Raw genomic sequence first — 19,268 nt, 5'->3', positions numbered from 1 at the left:
CCGCTGCGGCGCTGCGCTCGCGCGCGGCGCCGCTTCCCAAGCCATGCAAAGTTTCTACGAAGCAAGCGTTTCCCGTAGCACGGATTACGCGCCGCTCGCGGGCCGGCGTGCCGCGCATGTTTGCGTGATCGGCGGCGGCCTGGCGGGTCTTTCCACCGCACTCGGACTCGCCGAGCGCGGCGCGGGCAGCGGCGATGGCATCGTGGTGCTCGAAGCGCAGCAGGTCGGCTTCGGCGCATCCGGACGCAACGGCGGCTTCGTGTTCGGCGGCTACAGCCTCGATTGCGCCGATCTGCTGAAGACGCTCGGCGCGCAAACGGCACGCGAACTCTATGCGCTGACCACCGACGCCGTCGACCTGATGCGCCGCCGCATCCAGCGCTATGCGATCGACTGCGACGTCACCGACGCCGGCGTGATCCTCGCCAACTGGTTCGACGAACCAGCGCGGCTCGAAAGCCAGCGGCGTCTCATGCGCGATTCGTTCGGCGTCGACTGGGAACCGCTTTCCGCTGCGCAACTCGCCTCGCAACTCCGCACCGACCGCTATCACGGCGGACTGTTCGAGCGCAACGCGTTTCACTTCCATCCGCTCAAATACGTGCTCGGCGTCGCGGCCGCGGCGGCCGGCGCGGGCGTCACGATTCACGAGCAGTCGCCGGTACTGCGTTTGCAACGAGACGGCGCCGGCTATCTCGTGCACACACCGCACGGTGCGATCGAGGCACGGCATGTGGTGATGGCGGGCGGCGGCTACGCGCGCAACGTCCATGCACGCGTCGAGCGCGCGGTGCTGCCGATCGCGACCTACGTGATGGCAACCGAGCCGCTCGGCGCGCGTCTGCGAGAGGCCATCGATACACGCGCCGCCATCTACGACACCCGCTTCGCCTTCGACTACTACCGCCCGCTCGCCGACACGCGCATTCTGTGGGGCGGCCGCATCTCCGTGCGCGAGCGCGAACCGGCCGCCATCGCCAGGTTGTTGCGGCGCGATCTGCTGCGCGTCTATCCGCAACTGCACGGCGTACGCGTCGACTACGCGTGGGGCGGACTGATGAGCTACGCGCGGCACAAGATGCCGCAGATCGGCCGCGACACGGACGGCGTTTGGCACGCGGTCGGCTTCGGCGGTCATGGCATGGCGCCCACCACCGTGTCCGGCGAACTGCTGGCGGCGGCGATCAGCGGCGAGCGTCCCGTGCCCGACGCATTCGCGGCCTTCGGGCTCACGCCGGTGTATGGCGCCTTCGGGCTGGCCGCCGCCCAGTTGACCTACACCGCCATGCAGACGCGCGACGCCGTCGCCGGACGCCGCCGCGCGCCGCGTCCGGTGTCCTGAGATGCGCTCGCGCAATCGGCCACCTATGCCGTGGCTTATGCCCAGAACCCGCTCTGGTGGCGGGTTTTGCCATGCTAGAATGCGCCGTCAACGCCGCTCGAATACACAATGAAAAAGGGAAGCAAGGCCGCCGAGCCTGATACCAACGGCACCGCGTCAGAGACGCCGCGTTCCGACGCGCGACGCAAGTACGATCCCGAACAGACGAAGCGCAACATCCTCGACGTTGCGACCCAGGAGTTCTCTGCGATGGGATTGACCGGCGCGCGGGTCGACGCGATCGCGGAGCGCACCAACACCACCAAGCGCATGCTGTACTACTACTTCGGCAGCAAGGAAGGGTTGTATCAGGCCGTGCTCGAAAAGGTGTACGGCGACATTCGCGCGCTCGAACAGGATCTGCATGTCAGCGAACTCGATCCGGTCGAGGGCATGAAGGCGCTGGTCGAATTCACCTTCGACTATCACGACCGTCAGCGCGATTTCGTTCGGCTCGTCACCATCGAAAACATCCATGGCGCGAAGTACGTCGAGCAGGTCAAGACGTTCAAAGGCCGCAACGTCACCGTCATTCATACGATCGAAGATCTGCTCGCGCGCGGCATCGCAGCGGGCCAGTTCCGCAGCGACATCGATCCGATCGACCTGCATCTGCTGATCAGCTCGCTGTGCTTTCATCGCGTCGGCAATCGCCATACGTTCGGCACGGCATTCGGCCGCGATCCGTCGCATCCGCGATTGCGCGCCCGGCATCGCGCGATGATCGTCGACGCCGTGCTGCGCTTCGTGCGCAAGGACGACTGATCGCGCGGGTCCGGTCTTCGAACTCTGCATAAAAAAGCGGGACGTGGCCTGATGGGCACGTCCCGCTTTTTTCACTGCATTGAAGGTGCGGCCTGAATCAACGGCGCAAATCAGTCCACCAGCACGATGCGCTTGATATCGCCGACGATGAAAATGTACGACAGCGCGCCGACCAGTGCGATCGCGCCGATGAACACCAGCGCGCCGACGAACGACCCCGTTGCCGCGACGATGAAGCCGACCACCAGTGGCGTGACGATGCCCGCGAGATTGGCGGCGAAGTTGAAGATGCCGCCGGTCACGCCGAGCAGACCTTCGGGCGCGATGTCCGAGACCAGCGTCCAGCCGAGCGCCGCCATGCCCTGCGCGAAGAACGCCACCGACAGAATCGCGATCACCACCACGTTGCTTTCCACGTAGTTCGCGAGAATGATGGTGGACGCGAGCAGCAGTCCGGCGATGATCGGCAGCTTGCGCGCCACGTTCGCCGACTTGCCGCGCCGCAGCAGCCAGTCCGAGAAGAAGCCGCCGAACATCACGCCGATCGAAGCGGCGATGAACGGCATGATCGCGAAGAAGCCGATCTTCAGCCACGCCATGTGACGCTCGGTGGCGAGATACGTCGGGAACCACGTGAGGAAGAACACGAGCGTCGAATTGCCGGCGAACTGGCCGAGACAGATGCCCGTCAACTGGCGATGCTTGAGCAGACGCCCGATGGTGCGCCACTCGAAACCGCTCTTGGCCGGCGCGGCCGCGGCGCCTGCCGGCGACGGGTCTTTCTTGCGCTGCGTGAGACCACCGCCCGCTTCGATGTAATCCAGTTCCGCCTGATTCGCCGACGGATGATCGCGCGGCTCGCGATAGGACGTCCACCAGATCAGGCCGAACACGAGACCCACCGCGCCCACCACGTAGAACAGCGAACGCCAGCCGAACGCGCCCATCAGCATGAAGAGGAACGGGCTGAAGAACGCGAGGCCGATGTATTCGCCGACCGTGTAGGTGCCGGTCGCCATCGCGCGTTCGCTTTGCGGGAACCAGGTGGCCACCACGCGACTATTGGTCGGAAAGCACGGCGCTTCCGAGACGCCCAGACCGAGGCGAAACACGAACAGTGCGCCGATGCCGTGCACGAGTCCTTGCGCGAGCGTGCAGAGCGACCAGAACGTCATCGAGAGAAAGTACGTGATCTTGCTGCCGAAGCGGTCGAGGAACAGGCCGCCTGGAATCTGCGCCGCCACGTAGCTCCACGAGAACACTGAGAACAGCAGCCCCATCAGCGCGGCGTTGATGCCGAGTTCTTTGGTGAGTTGCGGCGCGGCGATGCCGAGCACCGTGCGGTCAAGATAATTGATCATCGTGCCGACCGCGAGCAGGCCGAGAATCTGGTAGCGCGCTTTCGAGCGGCGCACGGTACTGGCCGCGCTCGCGCCCGGATTGGCGGAAGTGGATTGAATCGGTTGCGACATAAAGTTCTCCGTCCCCTCGATCTGGTAATGACCGGCTTTGGCGCCGGTTTAGCGTTGCAACAACGACTGGAAATGCGTGTACACGCGCTCGGCGTCCGGCTCCAGTCCGGTGAAGATGCGCATGGCGTCCACCGCCTGATAGACCGCCATGCCGCCGCCGCTCAGCGTGCGGCAGCCGAGCGCCTCGGCGGCCTGCAACAGCGCCGTGCGGATCGGGAAATACACGATGTCCGCCACCCACAGATCGCGATGCAGCAATTCGGCGGGCAGCGGCAAACCCGGCAGCTTTTCCATGCCGGTGGGCGTGCAGTGAATCAGACCGTTGGCGGCGGCGAGCGCCTCGCCGAGCGCTGCGTTACCGGACGCACCCGGCTCGACCGTCGACTGCGGAAAGCGCTTCTGCAATTCGTCGGCGAGCGACGCGGCGCGCGTGGCGTCGACGTCGAACACGGTGAGCGTCTTCGCGCCCATGGTCAGCGCGGCATGCGCGACCGCCGCGCCGGCACCGCCCGCGCCGAGTTGCACGACGCGCTCGAGCGACACATCCGGCAGGCCGCGTTGGAATGCGCGGGCGAACCCGGACCAGTCGGTGTTGTGGCCGATGCGTTTGCCGTCCTTGAGCAGAACAGTGTTGACCGCGCCGAGCGCGCGGGCGTCGTCGGAGAGTTCGTCGAGCAGCGGAATCACGCTCTGCTTGCACGGGTACGTCACGTTCAGACCGTTGAAACCCATGCGTTCGGCCGCTTGCAGCAGATCGGGCAGCGCATCCGGACCGAGCTCGAGCGCGGCGAGGTCGATACGGCGGTAGACGTAATGCAAGCCGAGCCGGCTGCCCTCTTCCTCGTGCATGGCCGGCGTGAGCGAACCGCCGATGCCCGAGCCGATGAGGCCGACGAGATAAGACTTCGTATTCATTTTGCCGCCCTATTCTTAAGGATGGTCGCCATCCGCTCCAGCGCGAGCACATAGCCCTGCGTGCCGCAGCCGACGATGATCGCGTCCGCGACCGCCGACACATACGAGTGATGCCGGAACGCCTCGCGACGATGCACGTTTGAAATATGCACTTCGATCACGGGCTTTTCGATGGCGGTGAGCGCGTCGGCGATCGCCACCGAGGTATGCGTATAAGCCGCCGGGTTGATGACGATGCCATCGACCTTGGTGCGGGCCGCGTGCAGCCAGTCGATCAGTTGATGCTCGGCATTCGACTGGCAGAAGTCGATCGACAGATCCAGACGCTCGCCCGCCTCGCGACACAGCTTCGCGACGTCGTCGAGCGTTTCCGAGCCGTAATGGGCCGGCTCGCGCGTGCCGAGCAGATTGAGGTTCGGTCCGTTGAGGACCAGTACCGATGCAAAACTCATGACAGCCACTCCCGCAAATTGAGGCGTAAGGCGAAGTACAACGTGGAGCGAAGTGTGCGCGCATTGCAGCGCTTCGTCATTCGGGGTTTCTACGAATTTGTACCATCTAGTTAGTTTGTATAAACTGGCGGCAATTCCGGTTAGCATGGACAATTGTGGGCGGCGCCGGGCTGCGGCTCGCGGGTTTGGGACTGCGGCTTGCTACGCCTTATTCACCAACTGGTCCATATTTGCGCATTGCAGCACGAGGCGCCGTGACCTCGAACGGGTTGCGCCGCAGCCGGCAAGGCGCTGCGACCACCGCTGTTTTCATTGTTTTGCAGGAGCCGTTCATGCAACGTTCGATTGCCACCGTGTCGATCAGCGGAACCCTCGTCGAGAAGCTGACCGCCATTCAGGCGGCAGGCTTCGAAGGCGTGGAAATCTTCGAGAACGATCTGCTGTATTTCGACGGCTCGCCCGCCGACGTGCGGCGCATCGCCGAGGATCTCGGGCTGAAGATCATGCTGTTCCAGCCTTTCCGCGATTTCGACGGTGTGAGCCCCGAGCGTCTCGAACGCAATCTGGAACGCGCCCGCCGCAAGTTCGACGTGATGCACGAACTCGGCACGGATCGCATTCTGGTGTGCAGCAACGTCTCGCCCGACACCATCGGCGACGACGCGCTGATGATCGACCAGCTCGGCGAATTGGCACGCGCGGCGCAGGCAGCCGGCGTGATCGCCGGTTACGAGGCGCTGGCGTGGGGCAAGCACGTGAAGACTTACCGTCACGCGTGGAAGCTGGTCGACGCCGTGAATCATCCGAATCTGGGGCTCGTGCTGGACAGCTTTCATACGCTGTCGCTCAACGACACGGTGGACGGCATCGCCGACATTCCGGGCGAGCGCATCGCTTTCGTGCAGATCGCGGACGCACCCAAACTCGCCATGGACGTGCTCGAATGGAGCCGCCACTACCGCTGCTTCCCCGGCCAGGGCGACTTCGACCTCGCGGGTTTTACCGCGCAGGTCGTGAAAACGGGCTATTCCGGGCCGCTTTCGCTCGAAATTTTCAACGACGGCTTTCGCGCCGCGCCGACCACCATCACCGCCGCGGACGGTCATCGCTCGCTGCTGTTCCTCGAAGAACAGACGCGCGCGCGGCTCGACGCCGAACGGCAGCCGGTCGGCGATCTGTACCGCTCGCCGGCCGCGCCCGCGCACGTCGGCTATCAGTTCCTCGAATTCGCCGTCGATCACGCCACCCGCGCCCAGCTCGTCGACTGGCTCGGCAAGCTGCGCTTTCGCGAGGCCGGCCGGCATCGCTCGAAAGACGTCACACTGTTCCAGCACGGCGCGGCGTCGATCGTGCTGAACGCCGAGCCCGATTCGTTCGCCAACGCGTTCTTCCAGCAGCACGGGCTTTCGCTGTGCGCGTCGGCATTTCGCGTGGACGACGCCCATCAGGCGTTCGAGCGCGCCGCCGGCTTCGGCTACGCGCCGTTTTCCGGCCAGATCGGCCCGAACGAGCGCGTGTTGCCCGCCGTGCAGGCGCCGGACAGCAGCCTGAACTATTTCGTCGACGAAACGCCGGATCAGCCCACCTTGTTCGAAGCGGATTTCGTTCTGACCGACATCAACGGGCCGACCGAGGTGGGGCCGCTCACGCGCATCGATCACGTGTGTCTGTCGGTGCCGGCCAACTCGCTGGATACGTGGGTGCTGTTTCTGCGCACGGCGCTCGGATTCGACGCGGAACCCGGCGTGCTGGTGCCCGATCCTTACGGACTGGTACGCAGCCGGGCCCTGCGCAGCCGCGACGGCTCGGTGCGCATCGTGCTGAACGCGTCCGTGGACCGGCATACGGCGGTGGCCGAAGCGCTTCATACGTATCACGGCTCGGGCCTGAACCACGTCGCCTTCAGTACCGGCGACATCTTCGGCGCGATTCCGGAGTTCGTCGCCGACGGCGTGCCCGTGCTGCGCATTCCGCGCAATTACTACGACGATCTGGCGGCCCGCTACGCGCTGCCGGACGAAACGCTCGAGGCCATGCGCGCCCACAACATCCTGTACGACCGGGACGAGCGCGGCGGGGAATTTTTCCACGCTTACACGGAATTACTCGACCAGCGCTTCTTCCTCGAAATCGTCGAGCGGCGCGGCGGTTACGACGGTTACGGCGCGGGCAACGCCGCCGTGCGACTGGCGGCGCAGGCGCAGCGGCGCAAGTAGGCGGCCGGCGTACCGGCAGGCACGCAGCGTGCGGCAGCGATGCCAGCGGGCCGCCACATCGAGACGCACCGATATAATGGCGGCTGATCCGCGGTCAGGCGCCGCGCGACGCGCCGAACGGGCGTCGCGCGAGCGTTTGCTGCACGAAACGCCAGGAGAGATATGAAGAAGTTTGCCGTAGTCCTGTCAGTCCCACTGCTTTTCAGCGCTTGCGCGTACTTCCAGAAAAACCCCGATGCCGGCGAGCCCGTCACCGACAGCACCACGCAGCGCTCGGTCAACGATGTCATTGCCTGTCTGACGCAAGTGGCGACGAGCCACAACGCCGCGTTCAAGTCCACCGCGATTCCGCAGGGCCAGATGCTCGATTTCGGCGACTCGAACATCATCAAGGTACGCAGCGATAACGGCGCGACGACTTACCGTTTCTATGCGGGCAAGCGTCACGTCGGGAATCTGTGGATCGAAGCGGCCGGCAAGACCTGCGCGCCTTGAGGGTGGGCGGCAGCCCGGTGCACGGGCTGATGCAGGTCGCGGAGGGTGCCGATCCTGGCGGTGGCTCGACAGCCGTCGCCGCCTTCTGGCGTAAGCGCCCGTAATCTCTCTGCGCGCAATCTTAGTGTCACGGTGTTACAGGACAATGGTGTCTTAAGAATCGTTTAAGACTTCGTCCGCATCATCCACCGGACACTAACCCGCACAAGGTGCGACCCATGAATCAGCCCGATAACAACCCGAACGATTCGCCGGCTCAGGCCAAGCGCCCGACCATGCTGCGCCGCCTGCTGAGCCATCACGAACTGGCCACGCTGCTGCTGTTGCTGCACGCGCCGATCGACGCGTCCGCGAAACCCGAAATTCCGCAGCTTCACGAAGCCGGCCTGATTGAAAGCGTTTCCAACGAAACCAGCTCGCATTTCCGTCTGACGAAAGAAGGCAACGCCGTGTTGCGCGGACTTGGCGTGAAATAAGGCCCGCGTGCGGCGCTGCGTGCATTGCCCACGCGACCGACGCTGCCCGGCCCGAAACATCATCCTCAACGTCCAGCGCGGCTTCAGGCCTGCCAGACTCCGTATCCCGCCTCGCGCAGCCCGATTCCCAGTTCCACTTCCATGTCTTGCGCGCCGCGATACGGCATGGGATTGAACACGGCATACAACTCCGGCAAGAGCCGCAGCCCGTAATCGCGCACATAGCGATTCGCCTGAATGTCCGCCTTATGGCGGTCGAACCGCAGATCCGGGTCGAGACCCGTCATTCCCACGTAGACGCATGGCTTGTCGTGCCGGTAATCCGGATTCGCACGGCGAAAGCGCGCCTCGTTCCAGACCGTGTCGTCGAGCAGAACGACATACACATAGTAATGATGCGAGCGACGGGGCATGTACCGGGCTTAACTTCGCGTGGTTCCGTGCAGCAGCATGCGGTATTCGGTCGGCGTGACGCCGACGGTCGCCTTGAATTGCCGCGTAAAGGCACTGTGGTCGGTATAGCCGCACAGCGCGGCGACATCGGTGACTTTGTCGTGCGAAACCAGTAGCGCCGTGGCCGCGTCCAGACGCGTTTTCAGCAACACCTGACGCGGCGTCAGATGAAACACCTTGTGAAAGTAACGCTCCAGTTGCGCCACCGACATATCCGCCATCGCCGCAAGCTGCTTGAGGTTGAGCGGCTGCACGTAGTTTTCCTGGATCGACTGCACCACGGCGGCTAGCCGGCTGTAGGCCGGATGACTGCTTTCGTCGGCTCTCAGGTCGCGCGAAATGCCGGCGAGTCCGACCACCCTGCCCGACGGATCGCGCAGCGGCTGCTTGCAGGTCAGACACCAACCCGGCTGGCGGCCCGGATACAGATGCAGTTCGAGCTGGTCGATCATCTGGTTGCCTGCGTGAATGACCGCCTTGTCCTGCGCGGTATAGATGCGGCCGAAGCGTCGCGGGAAGACGTCTTCCGCGGTCTTGCCGAGCAAGCCCGATTTTTCCTTGAAGCCACAGCGCGAAGCCAGCGTGCGATTGACCAGCGCGTAACGCGCCTGCGCGTCCTTGACGAAGAACACGACGTCCGGCATGGCGTCGAACACCGGCTCGAGCAGCGTGAAATGCGCAAGCATGCCCGACAGCGTCGTGTCGTCGAGGTCGAGCGGATGAGCCAGCGTGTTCATCGTGCGGTCCCGTTGTGTGCTGTTCGTGGCGTGGGCGGTGCTGATGGTGCCGACGGTATTTCGGTCGCGCATAGCCCCGGTCGTGGCATGGCGACGTGTCCGCTCGATTATATGGGTCGCCAGACGGACGACAAAATCCCCGCCGGACTCGCCGGCGTGACAGGCGAATCATGCGCGCCACAGCGTGGCGGATGAATGGGCATGGGAGAACGGAGAGGGCCGGTCTCGTGCATGTTTCATGCATGAGAGCACGAAAGCACGAGACGGAGACGATGCGTAGGTTTCCGAAGCGAGGAAGAGGAAAGAACAGCCGCTCAGGCCGCCTCTTTCTCGGTCTCGTCCACTTCGCTCTGACGCAGATAGAGCAGACGGTAGCCGCTCTTGTATACAGGCTGCAGCCGGAAATCGTTCTCCGGCTCGATTTCGAGCAGAAGACGCAACCGCGACACGTGGCTGTCGATCGTGCGCGTGAATTCGCGGAATTCGCGGCCCCAGACCATCGCGAAGATGTGATCGCGCGACATGACGCGGCCGATGTTCGAGAAGAACAGCGAGGCAAGACGGTACTGCGTGCCCGAGAGTTGCACGGGTTGTCCGCGCAGCATGACCAGTTGGCGCCGCGTATCGAAGTGATACGGGCCGACGTCGAAGCTCGCGCCGTTGAAGCGGTCGGGATACGCGCGGCGCAGCAACGCCGACACGCGCTCGCGGAATTCGCCCAGCCGCAGCGGCAGCGTGACGTAGTCGTCGGCGCCGTTGACGAGGGCACGCATCGCGCTTTCCTCGGACGTGTCCGCCGAGACGAAAATAACCGGCGTACGATCGCCGCCGACCGAGCGCACCGATTTCAGCACTTCCGCGCCCGACAGGCGGCTGCCCTGCCAGTCCAGCACCAGAAGATCGACGGTGGATCGGGCGAGCGCCTTGGACATGGAAAGACCGTCGTCATAGGCGAGGCAGGTGTGGCCGGCGCCCATGAGGAGTTTTTCGATCGACTGACGCAGGACCGGGTCACGCTGAAGGATGGCAATGCGCATTGGGGCACCTCTTAACTTAACTGATAGCTCGGAGGCGATTCTCAGAGGGGCACCCACCCCAACCCATAGGACCAATCCTAAATTGCACGCGCGTCTGCAAGCGCTGACACCCTCTCTCGACATCCCTACAGTCTTCCGCCGTTTATCCGAGGGGCGGCGCTTCCGGGCGCTGGGTCGTCCCCGAAAAAACACAAGTTGGGGAACTTTTTCCAATCTAATTAAGCACTTCCCGAGGCAAATGTCTTTCATCCTGTAAAATCACGGGTTGGCCTCAGTCGTCAGCGTGCGCGCCCTATCCGGGCCGGCACGCCGGTGTCCCGTGCTCTACCCAGCGCCTGTCACACTTCTCGCCCGACGACCGCCGTTTTTCCACGCGCTACACGTGTGGCTCTCAATTCAGACAACGACATAGCAATGCAAGCGACAAATCTGGGTGGAGCGCAGGCTGTCACCCCACGCCCTCTTGGGCGCAGCGATTACAAGACACTCGGCCTGGCCGCGCTCGGCGGCGCACTCGAGTTCTACGATTTCATCATCTTCGTGTTCTTCGCGCCGGCCATCGGCCAACTCTTCTTCCCGGCCGCGATGCCCGACTGGCTGCGTCAGGTGCAGACCTTCGGCATTTTCGCGGCGGGCTATCTGGCGCGGCCGCTCGGCGGCATCATCATGGCGCACTTCGGCGACCTGTTCGGCCGCAAGCGCATGTTCACGCTGAGCGTGCTGCTGATGTCCATTCCGACGCTGATGATGGGCCTGCTGCCCACTTACGCCAGCATCGGCGTCATGGCACCGGTGCTGCTCCTGCTGTTCCGCGTGATGCAAGGCGCGGCGGTCGGTGGCGAAGTGCCGGGCGCGTGGGTGTTCGTGTCCGAACACGTGCCGCAGCGGCACGTCGGCTATGCATGCGGCACGCTGACAGCCGGCCTCACGGCAGGCATTCTGCTGGGTTCGCTGATCGCTTCGGCGGTGAACCGCAACTTCTCGCCGGCCGAGATCTCGTCCTACGCGTGGCGCATTCCGTTCCTCGTGGGCGGCGTATTCGGCATGTTCTCGGTCTATCTGCGCCGCTGGCTGCATGAAACGCCGGTGTTCGCCGAACTCAAGCAGCGCAAGGCGATTGCCGCCGAAGTGCCGCTCAAGGCCGTGCTGCGCGACCATGGCCGCACCGTGATCGTGTCGATGCTGCTCACGTGGATGCTGTCGGCGGCGATCGTCGTCGTGATTCTGATGACGCCTACGCTGCTGCAAAAGCAGTTTCATATCGCACCAGCCACGGCACTGCTGGCCAATTGCGTCGCCACCTTGTGCCTGACCATCGGCTGCGTGCTGGCGGGCGCGATCGCCGGACGCATCGGCGCGGGACGCACGATTTTCGTCGGCGGCCTCGCGCTCGCCGTGACGTACTACGCGATGTTCCAACAACTGGCGGTCGACACCTCCAACCTGGTGCCGCTCTACGCGCTGGCGGGGCTGTTCGTCGGCGTGATCGGCGCGATTCCGTTCGTGATGGTCAAGGGTTTCCCGCCGGTCGTGCGTTTCTCGGGCATTTCGTTTTCGTATAATGTCGCGTATGCCGTGTTCGGCGGCCTCACGCCGATCGCCGTTTCGCTGATGATGAAGTCGAACTCGATGGCGGCGCCGTTGTACGTCGGCGCCATCTGCATTCTCGGCGCGCTGACCACGCTGTTCATCAAGGACGCACCGGCCTCGCGCCAGTCCGCGTAAGTCTGTCGGCCACGACGGCGCGCCGCCGGTGCGCCGTCGTTCGTGCTGAAGACGCAGGCCTCGCCGTTGCAGCGGCTCGTTCGGCCGCTCCACTGACATCGACACTTCACGGCGCACCGAAACATGGTGCGCCGCGACGGGCCTACGATGTCAGGCATGAACTCCGATATCTCCCCCTCCCGTCTCACGCCCGCACTCGGCCGCGTTCTCGCGACCGTCAGCGTCGGCTTCGTCGTCACGCAACTCGACGTCACGATCGTCAACATCGCACTGCCGAAAATCGGCGCCGATCTGCATGCCGACGTGGCCGGCCTGCAATGGGTCGTGGACGCCTACACGCTCGCCTTCGCGGTGCTCATGCTGTCGGCGGGCGCGCTCGGCGACCGGCTCGGCGCGCGGCGCATGTATGCGCTCGGCATCGTGCTGTTCGCGCTGGCGTCGCTCGCCTGCGGGCTCGCGCTTGACGCCTCGATGCTGGTGGCCGCGCGCGCCGTGCAGGGCATCGGTGCGGCCGCGATGCTGCCCAACTCGCTGGCACTGCTGAACCAGTCATCCGGACACGACCCGAAACTGCGCGCCCGCGCAGTTGGTCTCTGGACCGCCGCCGGCGCCGTATCGATCGCGGCGGGGCCGGTGCTGGGCGGACTTCTGATCGCCGCGTTCGGATGGCGCAGCATCTTTCTCGTCAATCTGCCGATTTGCGCGGCCGGCCTGCTGGCCACGTGGTATTGGGTACCGCGCCCCGAACAGGCACCGCGCGACGCCCACTTTGACACCGCCGCCACCAGCGCCCGTCCCGCGCACGCAGCACAAAGCCAGCCGCGCGGACTCGACCTCGGCGGCCAATGTCTCGCCATCGTCGCGCTGACCGCGTTCGTCGCCGCCGTGATCGAATGGCGTCCGCTCGGCCTGAGTCATCCGCTGGTGGCCGGCGGCTTCGTGCTCGCGGCAATCGCGGCGAGCGCCTTCGTCGTCGTCGAATCGCGTGTCGCGACGCCGATGCTGCCACTCGAACTGTTCGGCAAACGCACTTTCAGCGCCGCCGTGCTGTTCGGCATCTGCGTGAACCTGACCTACTACGGCATGGTGTTCGTGCTGAGCCTGTATCTGCAGCGCGTGCGCGGCTACACGGCATTGCAGGCCGGGCTCGCGTTCCTGCCTCTCACAGGCGGCTTTCTGCTCTCGAACGTGGCGAGCGGCTGGGTGGTGGGACGTTTCGGCGCGCGCGTTCCAATGTTGGCGGGCGCGGTGACGGCCGGGCTCGGCTACGGTCTGCTGCATCTCGTCGATGCCAACTCGTCCCTGCTCGCGCTGTTACTGCCATTCCTGCTGATCCCGTCCGGCATGGGCCTGGCCGTGCCGGCGATGACGACCGCGGTGCTGGCGAGCGTCGAGGCGAAACGCGCCGGCACGGCGTCGGCCGTGCTGAACACGGCGCGGCAGGCCGGTGGCGCAGTCGGCGTGGCGGCTTTTGGCGCGCTGGCGAGCGGCGCGGCCGCTTCGCAGATCGTCGCGGGCTTGCATGGCGCAACCGCCGTGTCGGCCGCACTGCTCGTGCTGGCAGGCGTGCTGGCGTGCCTCGTTCATCCAGAGCCACACCGGGCAGGACAGGCACGAAACAAGGCCGCCGAGGCGCGGCCCTGAAAATGGACCATACATGCCTACGCGCGCGGACACTCGCGCAAAAAAACAACCCCACGCGACGAGAGCCGCGCGGGGTTGTTTTTTCTGCATTGCCACTGGCGCAGACGCGCCGCGAACAGGCGCTTAAAGCGAGGCTTCCTGAATCGTGCCGGTGTCGATGGCGCGCTCGATCAATCCTTCGTTCTGGGCCTTGGTGATCGCGTCGGCAATCAGTTTCTCCGGCTCCTCGATCTCGGCCTTGATCGTGCTGATGATTCCCGATGCGTCGAATACCACCAGCGTCTTGGCCGAATCGGCCAGACTGATGATGACGCGATGCGGTGTAGGACCTTCGCCGAGGCTCGCGCACAACTGCGTAACCTTGCCGCCGATGGTTTGCTCGAAACTCTGAATCATTATGTGCTCCCTTGAAGACAAGCCGGATCAAAAGCAGTTAGTAGTGAGCAGTAGCACTGAGCGTGCCCATCAAAGATTCAATCCGCCGCGCGGCGAACGCGCGCCGTCGATGCTGATACGGCCCGCGCCGGTGACGAACAGCAGCAGGAAGCCACCCGCGATGCCGATGTTCTTCCAGAAGTGGATCACCATGTCGCGTTGCAAGGCGGGATCGGTGACGTTCCAGAAGTCGTGTCCCAGCACCGCCGTGGCGACCGTATAGACCGCCATGAGCAGCCCGAGCGGACGGATTTTGAAGCCCACGACCAGAAACAGGCCGCCGAGTACTTCGACCGCCGTGGCGATCGGCGCGGCAACCTGGACAAACGGTACGCCCTTCGAATGCAGATAGCCGACGAACCCCGCATAGCCCAGCAGTTTCATCACACCGCTCCACAAAAATAGAACGGCAAGCGCGAAGCGCGCGATGAAGATGATGCCGGAATCGACGGGACGCGTCATGAGGGGCTCCTGTAAATGAATAAGCAGCAGACCCGGACCAGCGGCCGCAGTTCCCACGCAATTGTCACTTTGCACCTGAGCATAGGTGCAGGGGCCGCCATTTCCAAGCTTCGTTCAACATGAGCGCGATGCGAAGGCCGCACGAAACCGGCGACATTCGCGACTACGGATGGGGATAAGTTGCGACCTCGATCAGGTTGCCGTCCGGATCGCGGCAATACACGGAGGTCATCTTGCCGCGCGCGCCGTCGCGTTGCACCGGACCGGCTTCGATCGCCACACCTTCGGCGAGCCAGTGCGCTTTCACGTCCTGCGGATCTGCACGGGTGACGAAGCATAGATCGGCGCTGCCCGGTACGGCTTCGCGCCCGGTGAACCATGCGACGGTATCGGCATTCGCCGGTCGCAGGTTGATTTTCTGATTGCCGTAGGTCATCGCTACGCGCGTGCCGCTGCGCGATTCGAATTCGATGCGCTGCATGCCGAGCATGCGCGCATACCAGGCCGCACTGACTTCGACGTCCGCGACGTTCAGCACCAGATGATCGAGACTGTCTATCGAAAAACTCATGAGCGTTTCACCTGCGTTTCGCCTGCATTTGGCCTTACTGACCGATGAAAAGCGGCCGCTTATGCAGCGGCCACTCGCCTTCCTGCCAGACGAAAACTTATCACGCCCGCGAGCGACCTGTCTTTCAGGTGCGGGGAGCGTCCGGCGCGAGCAGCACGCCCTTGGTGAAGATAAAACAGCCGTAGCCGCGTTCTTCGCCCGTCGCAATCACGCAATAAGCCTTGCGCGCGCGCTCGTAAAACGCAAAGCGTTCGATCGACGCGAACGGCACCTCGCGCCCTTCCGCCGCGTTGATTTCGCTCTGCGCTTCGCGCTGCACGGCCGGCAAGGTAGCAGGCTCGCCGACCACTTCCATACGCTCGGCGGGATGCGTGATGAAGGTATCGAGCGGCATGACCGACAACACGGCGCGAATCGCGCGCGGCGCGCTCACGCCGTCGAGGCGCAGCAGTTTGCCCGAGACGGTTTCGCGTGCAACGGAGTCGCCGGGAAAGTTGGCGTCGCAGATCACGAGTTCGTCGCCGTGACCCATCGAGCGCAGTGCGTGCAGGATGTCGGCGTTGAGCAGCGGGTCCAGATTTTTTAGCACGGAGTGTCCTTGAAGTGCGATTGCGGGGCGCTGAGCGGAGTGAACGATGCTTGCGCGGTTTCACGTCCTTGCGCACACGTCGCGGACGATTGTAGCAAGCGCGGCTCGCGCAATGGCGTCGACGCGCGCCGGCATGTGCCGCGCGACGCCTTGCATGCGTGCGCGCGGCATTGCCAGCGTAGCCAGCCGATCAGCGCCAGCAGCACGAGACCCGCGCCGCCCATCACCGGCTCGCGCAACGTCAGCACGACGATGAACGTGAACGCGCGCGCGCCGGCGAAAAGCGCGAAGCCCGCAATCGCGCTCGACAGCGAATCGACCGCGCGGGCCAATCCCATGAACCCGGCAACGGATGCGCCGACGGTGTCGGCTGGGCTCTCGTGCATGTTCGTCTCCTTCAACGAATCGGGTGGCTCAGGTTGCGGCCGGCGTCTGATCGAGAAACCCGGTGACGGCACGCAGACGGCCGTGCGCGTCGACCACGCCGAAGTCGGAGCCCTTCACCAGCGCGTCGCCCGCGGGCGTCGTCAGTTCCCAGGAAAAACGCAGCCGGTCGGCGAACGCGTCGACTGGCGTGGTGCGGCGAAACGTGTGATGCGGAAAGCGTTCGTGCACGGCACGGATCATCGCGTCGATGCCGTCGTGGCCCGCCCCGCTCAGCAGCGGGTCGCGATAATCGGCGTCGACGGTCCACGTCGCCGCGATCAACTCGCGACGGCGCGCCGCGTCGGTTTCGTTCCATGCGTCGAAATAACGGTCGATCAGATCGGTATGCGAATTCATCACTCACTCCTTTTCCATGACAGGGCGCGACGTTGCACTCACATCGATGAGCAACGGGCCCGGAATGAAGCGTGACGTGTCGCGCGCAGCCGGTCGATTACGCGGGAGGTAATCTCTCCGGTGCGGCTGCTGTGTGGCCACCGCAGCCTTTTACCTCGCAGGTAATGGTTTTATGGCGGTCAATGGATATCATCGAAAACATGAACACACTCCCGCTCGCGCAAACCGCATCGCCGCAGCCGCCGGCAACCAGCCGCACCGTCGGCGATCTGCTGCGCGAATGGCGTCAACGCCGCCGCATGAGCCAGCTGCTGCTGGCGTCCGAAGCCGACATTTCCACGCGCCATCTGAGCTTCGTCGAATCGGGCCGTGCGTTGCCGAGCCGCGAGATGGTCATGCATCTGGCCGAGCGGCTCGACGTGCCGTTGCGGGCGCGCAATGCCCTGCTGGTCGCGGCGGGTTATGCGCCGCTTTTCCGGGAGCGTCCCTTGACCGATCCTCAACTGACCGCCGCGCGTGAAGCCGTCGAACTGGTGCTGAAGGGACATGAGCCGTATCCGGCGCTGGCCATCGACCGGCACTGGACCGTCGTCGCCGCGAACGATGCGCTCGCCGCGCTGCTGTCCGGCGCGAGTCCCGAACTCCTCAAGCCGCCGGTCAACGCGCTGCGTTTGAGCCTGCATCCGCAAGGCATTGCCGCGTCGATCGTGAATTGGCACGAGTGGCGCGCGCATGTGCTGGCGCGCTTGCAGCGGCAGATCGACGTGAGCGGCGACGCCACGCTCGGCGCGTTGCGCGACGAACTCGCGGCCTATCCCGCGCCGCACGACGCGCAGGCCGCCGTGCAACACGACGACCCGGCGATGAACCAGGTTGCCGTCCCGCTGCGGCTGCGCACGCCGATCGGCGTTCTGTCGTTTTTCAGCACCACGACAGTGTTCGGCACGCCGGTGGACATCACCTTGTCGGAACTCGCCATCGAAGCCTTCTTCCCCGCCGACCCGCAAACCGCCGCCGCCTTGCGTGACTACGCGGCCACCCAGCCGGCCGGCAAAGCAACGAGTAACGAGGCCGGCCCGGCCGGCGCCTGAACCGAGTGCACGGCCAACCCGAACCGGCAATCCGTGCTATCTTTTTTAGCTAACCGCCCGCCTGGCTTGCTGCCCCGGCGGTTTCGTCTTCATTGTTCGTCATCCGATCCCTGAACCGGCTGTTCGCCGCGTCCGGCCTGTCGTCTCCCGTTGTTGTCTGTCAACTCATCATGTCCGATCTGTCCACTTCACTTCCCCGCGTGCCACGGCGCTTCGATATCAATCCGAAACCGCTCGGCGCGGCGCTCGTTCTCATCGCGCTCGGCGCAATCTATCTGGCACAGGCCGTCAGCGGCCGCCAGGCAGCGCTATATATAGTCGGCGCGCTGCTCGGCATGTCGCTGTATCACGCGGCTTTCGGTTTTACGTCGTCGTGGCGGGTGTTTATCGCGGACGGCCGTGGCGCCGGCCTGCGCGCCCAGATGCTGATGCTGGCGCTCGGCGTGCTGCTGTTTTTCCCGGCGCTCGCAGCCGGCACGCTGTTCGGCCGGCCGGTGGTCGGCCTCGTCGCGCCGGCGGGAACGTCGGTGCTGGTCGGCGCCTTCATGTTCGGCGTCGGCATGCAACTGGGCGGCGGCTGCGCGTCCGGCACGCTCTACACCGTGGGCGGCGGCAGTACGCGCATGATCGTCACGCTGACGGCATTCGTCGTCGGATCGGTGGTGGCCACCGCGCACATGCCGTTCTGGACCGCGCTGCCGTCGCTCAAGCCCATTTCGCTGGTGACCACGCTCGGCGCGGGCAGCGCCATCGTGCTGAATCTGATCGTTTTCGCGGCCATCGCGGCGCTCACGGTCTGGATCGAGCGGCGGCGGCACGGCCAGCTCGTCAACGAAACGCCGCGCGAGCCGCACGCCTCGCCGTGGCTGCACGGCCCGTGGCCGCTGTTCGTGGGCGCGATCGCGCTGGTTCTGCTCAATTTCGCGACACTGGCGCTGTCGGGCCGTCCGTGGGGCGTGACCTCGGCATTCGCGCTGTGGGGCGCCAAGATTTTCGCGGCGCTCGGCGTGAACGTGGCCAGCTGGCCGTACTGGGCCGCGCACGCCAATGCGGACGCGCTGGCCGCGCCTGTTACACATGACGTCACCACGGTGATGGATATCGGCATCATTCTCGGCGCCATGACGGCGGCGGCGCTCGCCGGCCGTTACGCGCCGGTCTGGAAGGTGCCGGCCCGCTCGCTGGTCGCCGCCGTGGCCGGCGGCCTGCTGCTGGGCTACGGCGCCCGTCTCGCCTACGGTTGTAACATCGGCGCCTACTTCAGCGGCATCGTGTCGGGCAGCCTGCACGGCTGGCTCTGGCTGGTCGCGGCTTTCGCCGGCAATGTGCTCGGCACACGTCTGCGGCCGGCCTTCGGTCTCGAAGTCGAACGCGTTCGTCAGACTGGCTGCTAATCGTTACATCAGTTGTTACCAGAGTTGTTACATGTGGCGCCCAGTTTGTAACTGGGGCCGCAGCAACGTGTTACACCTTTGATTCGTCCCCAAAGCCGCCCGAATAAACGGCATTTATTACTTCGTATTGGGCTCGCTTTCTACTTCCTTTCTAAAATCGGCGCGATTTTAGTGT

Annotated in this window: 21 protein-coding genes; 9 read left to right on the top strand and 12 right to left on the bottom strand. The window is 64.7% G+C overall.

Going from position 1 to position 19,268, the window contains the following annotated elements:
- The first annotated feature begins 43 nt into the window (after window positions 1-43).
- Both P3T18_RS13890 and P3T18_RS13885 read left to right on the top strand, forming a co-directional pair.
- Complete coding sequence (locus P3T18_RS13890; RefSeq protein WP_429300491.1) at window positions 44-1,342, top strand: NAD(P)/FAD-dependent oxidoreductase; 1,299 nt, start codon at window positions 44-46, stop codon at window positions 1,340-1,342.
- Between the two features lie 108 nt (window positions 1,343-1,450).
- Entirely contained in the window at window positions 1,451-2,146 is a 696-nt protein-coding gene (locus P3T18_RS13885; protein ID WP_429300490.1) for a TetR/AcrR family transcriptional regulator, read from the top strand.
- A 110-nt stretch (window positions 2,147-2,256) separates the two neighbouring features.
- Here P3T18_RS13885 and P3T18_RS13880 read toward each other — a convergent pair whose 3' ends face one another.
- Genes P3T18_RS13880 through aroQ form a run of 3 tightly spaced genes read right to left on the bottom strand, consistent with a single transcriptional unit; the run spans window position 2,257 to window position 4,985 of the window.
- Window positions 2,257-3,618 (bottom strand): MFS transporter, encoded by a 1,362-nt coding sequence (locus P3T18_RS13880; protein ID WP_429300489.1) that lies wholly within the window; start codon window positions 3,616-3,618, stop codon window positions 2,257-2,259.
- 48 nt (window positions 3,619-3,666) lie between these two features.
- A complete protein-coding gene (locus P3T18_RS13875) occupies window positions 3,667-4,533 on the bottom strand; it encodes a shikimate dehydrogenase (RefSeq protein ID WP_429300488.1) in 867 nt (288 codons plus the stop codon).
- Entirely contained in the window at window positions 4,530-4,985 is a 456-nt protein-coding gene (gene aroQ / locus P3T18_RS13870) for a type II 3-dehydroquinate dehydratase (RefSeq protein ID WP_429300487.1), read from the bottom strand. Before aroQ ends, P3T18_RS13875 begins: the two co-directional genes overlap by 4 nt.
- Window positions 4,986-5,317: 332 nt before the next feature.
- Between aroQ and P3T18_RS13865 the strand changes: the two genes are divergently transcribed.
- From P3T18_RS13865 to P3T18_RS13855, 3 genes are all read left to right on the top strand, one after another.
- On the top strand, window positions 5,318-7,201 hold the full coding sequence (locus tag P3T18_RS13865; protein WP_429300486.1) for a bifunctional sugar phosphate isomerase/epimerase/4-hydroxyphenylpyruvate dioxygenase family protein: 1,884 nt from the start codon (window positions 5,318-5,320) through the stop codon (window positions 7,199-7,201).
- 162 nt (window positions 7,202-7,363) lie between these two features.
- A complete protein-coding gene (locus tag P3T18_RS13860) occupies window positions 7,364-7,696 on the top strand; it encodes a hypothetical protein (protein WP_429300485.1) in 333 nt (110 codons plus the stop codon).
- 218 nt (window positions 7,697-7,914) lie between these two features.
- The gene (locus P3T18_RS13855; RefSeq protein WP_429300484.1) at window positions 7,915-8,172 is read left to right on the top strand and encodes a hypothetical protein; all 258 of its coding nucleotides are present in this window, start codon (window positions 7,915-7,917) and stop codon (window positions 8,170-8,172) included.
- A gap of 83 nt (window positions 8,173-8,255) precedes the next feature.
- Here P3T18_RS13855 and P3T18_RS13850 read toward each other — a convergent pair whose 3' ends face one another.
- From P3T18_RS13850 to P3T18_RS13840, 3 genes are all read right to left on the bottom strand, one after another.
- On the bottom strand, window positions 8,256-8,585 hold the full coding sequence (locus P3T18_RS13850; protein WP_429300483.1) for a hypothetical protein: 330 nt from the start codon (window positions 8,583-8,585) through the stop codon (window positions 8,256-8,258).
- A gap of 9 nt (window positions 8,586-8,594) precedes the next feature.
- Entirely contained in the window at window positions 8,595-9,362 is a 768-nt protein-coding gene (locus P3T18_RS13845; protein WP_429301098.1) for a helix-turn-helix domain-containing protein, read from the bottom strand.
- 314 nt (window positions 9,363-9,676) lie between these two features.
- Window positions 9,677-10,399, bottom strand: coding sequence for a response regulator transcription factor (locus P3T18_RS13840; RefSeq protein WP_429300482.1), 723 nt, complete (start codon window positions 10,397-10,399; stop codon window positions 9,677-9,679).
- A 414-nt stretch (window positions 10,400-10,813) separates the two neighbouring features.
- Here P3T18_RS13840 and P3T18_RS13835 point away from each other — a divergent pair, with 414 nt between their 5' ends.
- On the top strand, window positions 10,814-12,124 hold the full coding sequence (locus P3T18_RS13835) for an MFS transporter (protein ID WP_429300481.1): 1,311 nt from the start codon (window positions 10,814-10,816) through the stop codon (window positions 12,122-12,124).
- Window positions 12,125-12,271: 147 nt separating this feature from the next.
- Complete coding sequence (locus P3T18_RS13830) at window positions 12,272-13,768, top strand: MFS transporter (RefSeq protein WP_429300480.1); 1,497 nt, start codon at window positions 12,272-12,274, stop codon at window positions 13,766-13,768.
- 123 nt (window positions 13,769-13,891) lie between these two features.
- Here P3T18_RS13830 and P3T18_RS13825 read toward each other — a convergent pair whose 3' ends face one another.
- The 6 genes from P3T18_RS13825 to P3T18_RS13800 form a co-directional block, all read right to left on the bottom strand.
- The gene (locus tag P3T18_RS13825) at window positions 13,892-14,164 is read right to left on the bottom strand and encodes a hypothetical protein (protein WP_429300479.1); all 273 of its coding nucleotides are present in this window, start codon (window positions 14,162-14,164) and stop codon (window positions 13,892-13,894) included.
- Window positions 14,165-14,233: 69 nt separating this feature from the next.
- Window positions 14,234-14,665 (bottom strand): DoxX family protein, encoded by a 432-nt coding sequence (locus P3T18_RS13820; RefSeq protein WP_429300478.1) that lies wholly within the window; start codon window positions 14,663-14,665, stop codon window positions 14,234-14,236.
- Between the two features lie 163 nt (window positions 14,666-14,828).
- Window positions 14,829-15,236, bottom strand: coding sequence for a VOC family protein (locus P3T18_RS13815; RefSeq protein ID WP_429300477.1), 408 nt, complete (start codon window positions 15,234-15,236; stop codon window positions 14,829-14,831).
- A 124-nt stretch (window positions 15,237-15,360) separates the two neighbouring features.
- Complete coding sequence (locus tag P3T18_RS13810) at window positions 15,361-15,825, bottom strand: RbsD/FucU family protein (RefSeq protein WP_429300476.1); 465 nt, start codon at window positions 15,823-15,825, stop codon at window positions 15,361-15,363.
- On the bottom strand, window positions 15,819-16,211 hold the full coding sequence (locus P3T18_RS13805) for a hypothetical protein (protein WP_429300475.1): 393 nt from the start codon (window positions 16,209-16,211) through the stop codon (window positions 15,819-15,821). Before P3T18_RS13805 ends, P3T18_RS13810 begins: the two co-directional genes overlap by 7 nt.
- A gap of 28 nt (window positions 16,212-16,239) precedes the next feature.
- A complete protein-coding gene (locus tag P3T18_RS13800; protein ID WP_429300474.1) occupies window positions 16,240-16,608 on the bottom strand; it encodes a nuclear transport factor 2 family protein in 369 nt (122 codons plus the stop codon).
- 200 nt (window positions 16,609-16,808) lie between these two features.
- Between P3T18_RS13800 and P3T18_RS13795 the strand changes: the two genes are divergently transcribed.
- Both P3T18_RS13795 and P3T18_RS13790 read left to right on the top strand, forming a co-directional pair.
- A complete protein-coding gene (locus tag P3T18_RS13795; RefSeq protein ID WP_429300473.1) occupies window positions 16,809-17,699 on the top strand; it encodes a helix-turn-helix domain-containing protein in 891 nt (296 codons plus the stop codon).
- Between the two features lie 170 nt (window positions 17,700-17,869).
- Complete coding sequence (locus tag P3T18_RS13790; protein WP_429300472.1) at window positions 17,870-19,093, top strand: YeeE/YedE family protein; 1,224 nt, start codon at window positions 17,870-17,872, stop codon at window positions 19,091-19,093.
- Window positions 19,094-19,268 lie beyond the last annotated feature (175 nt).

The organism is Paraburkholderia sp. GAS199 (genome assembly GCF_050436585.1).
In the GTDB taxonomy this organism is placed as follows: Bacteria; Pseudomonadota; Gammaproteobacteria; order Burkholderiales; family Burkholderiaceae; genus Paraburkholderia.
The sequence above is the reverse complement of the archived record's forward strand: the minus strand, read 5'-3'. Positions and strand labels throughout refer to the sequence as shown.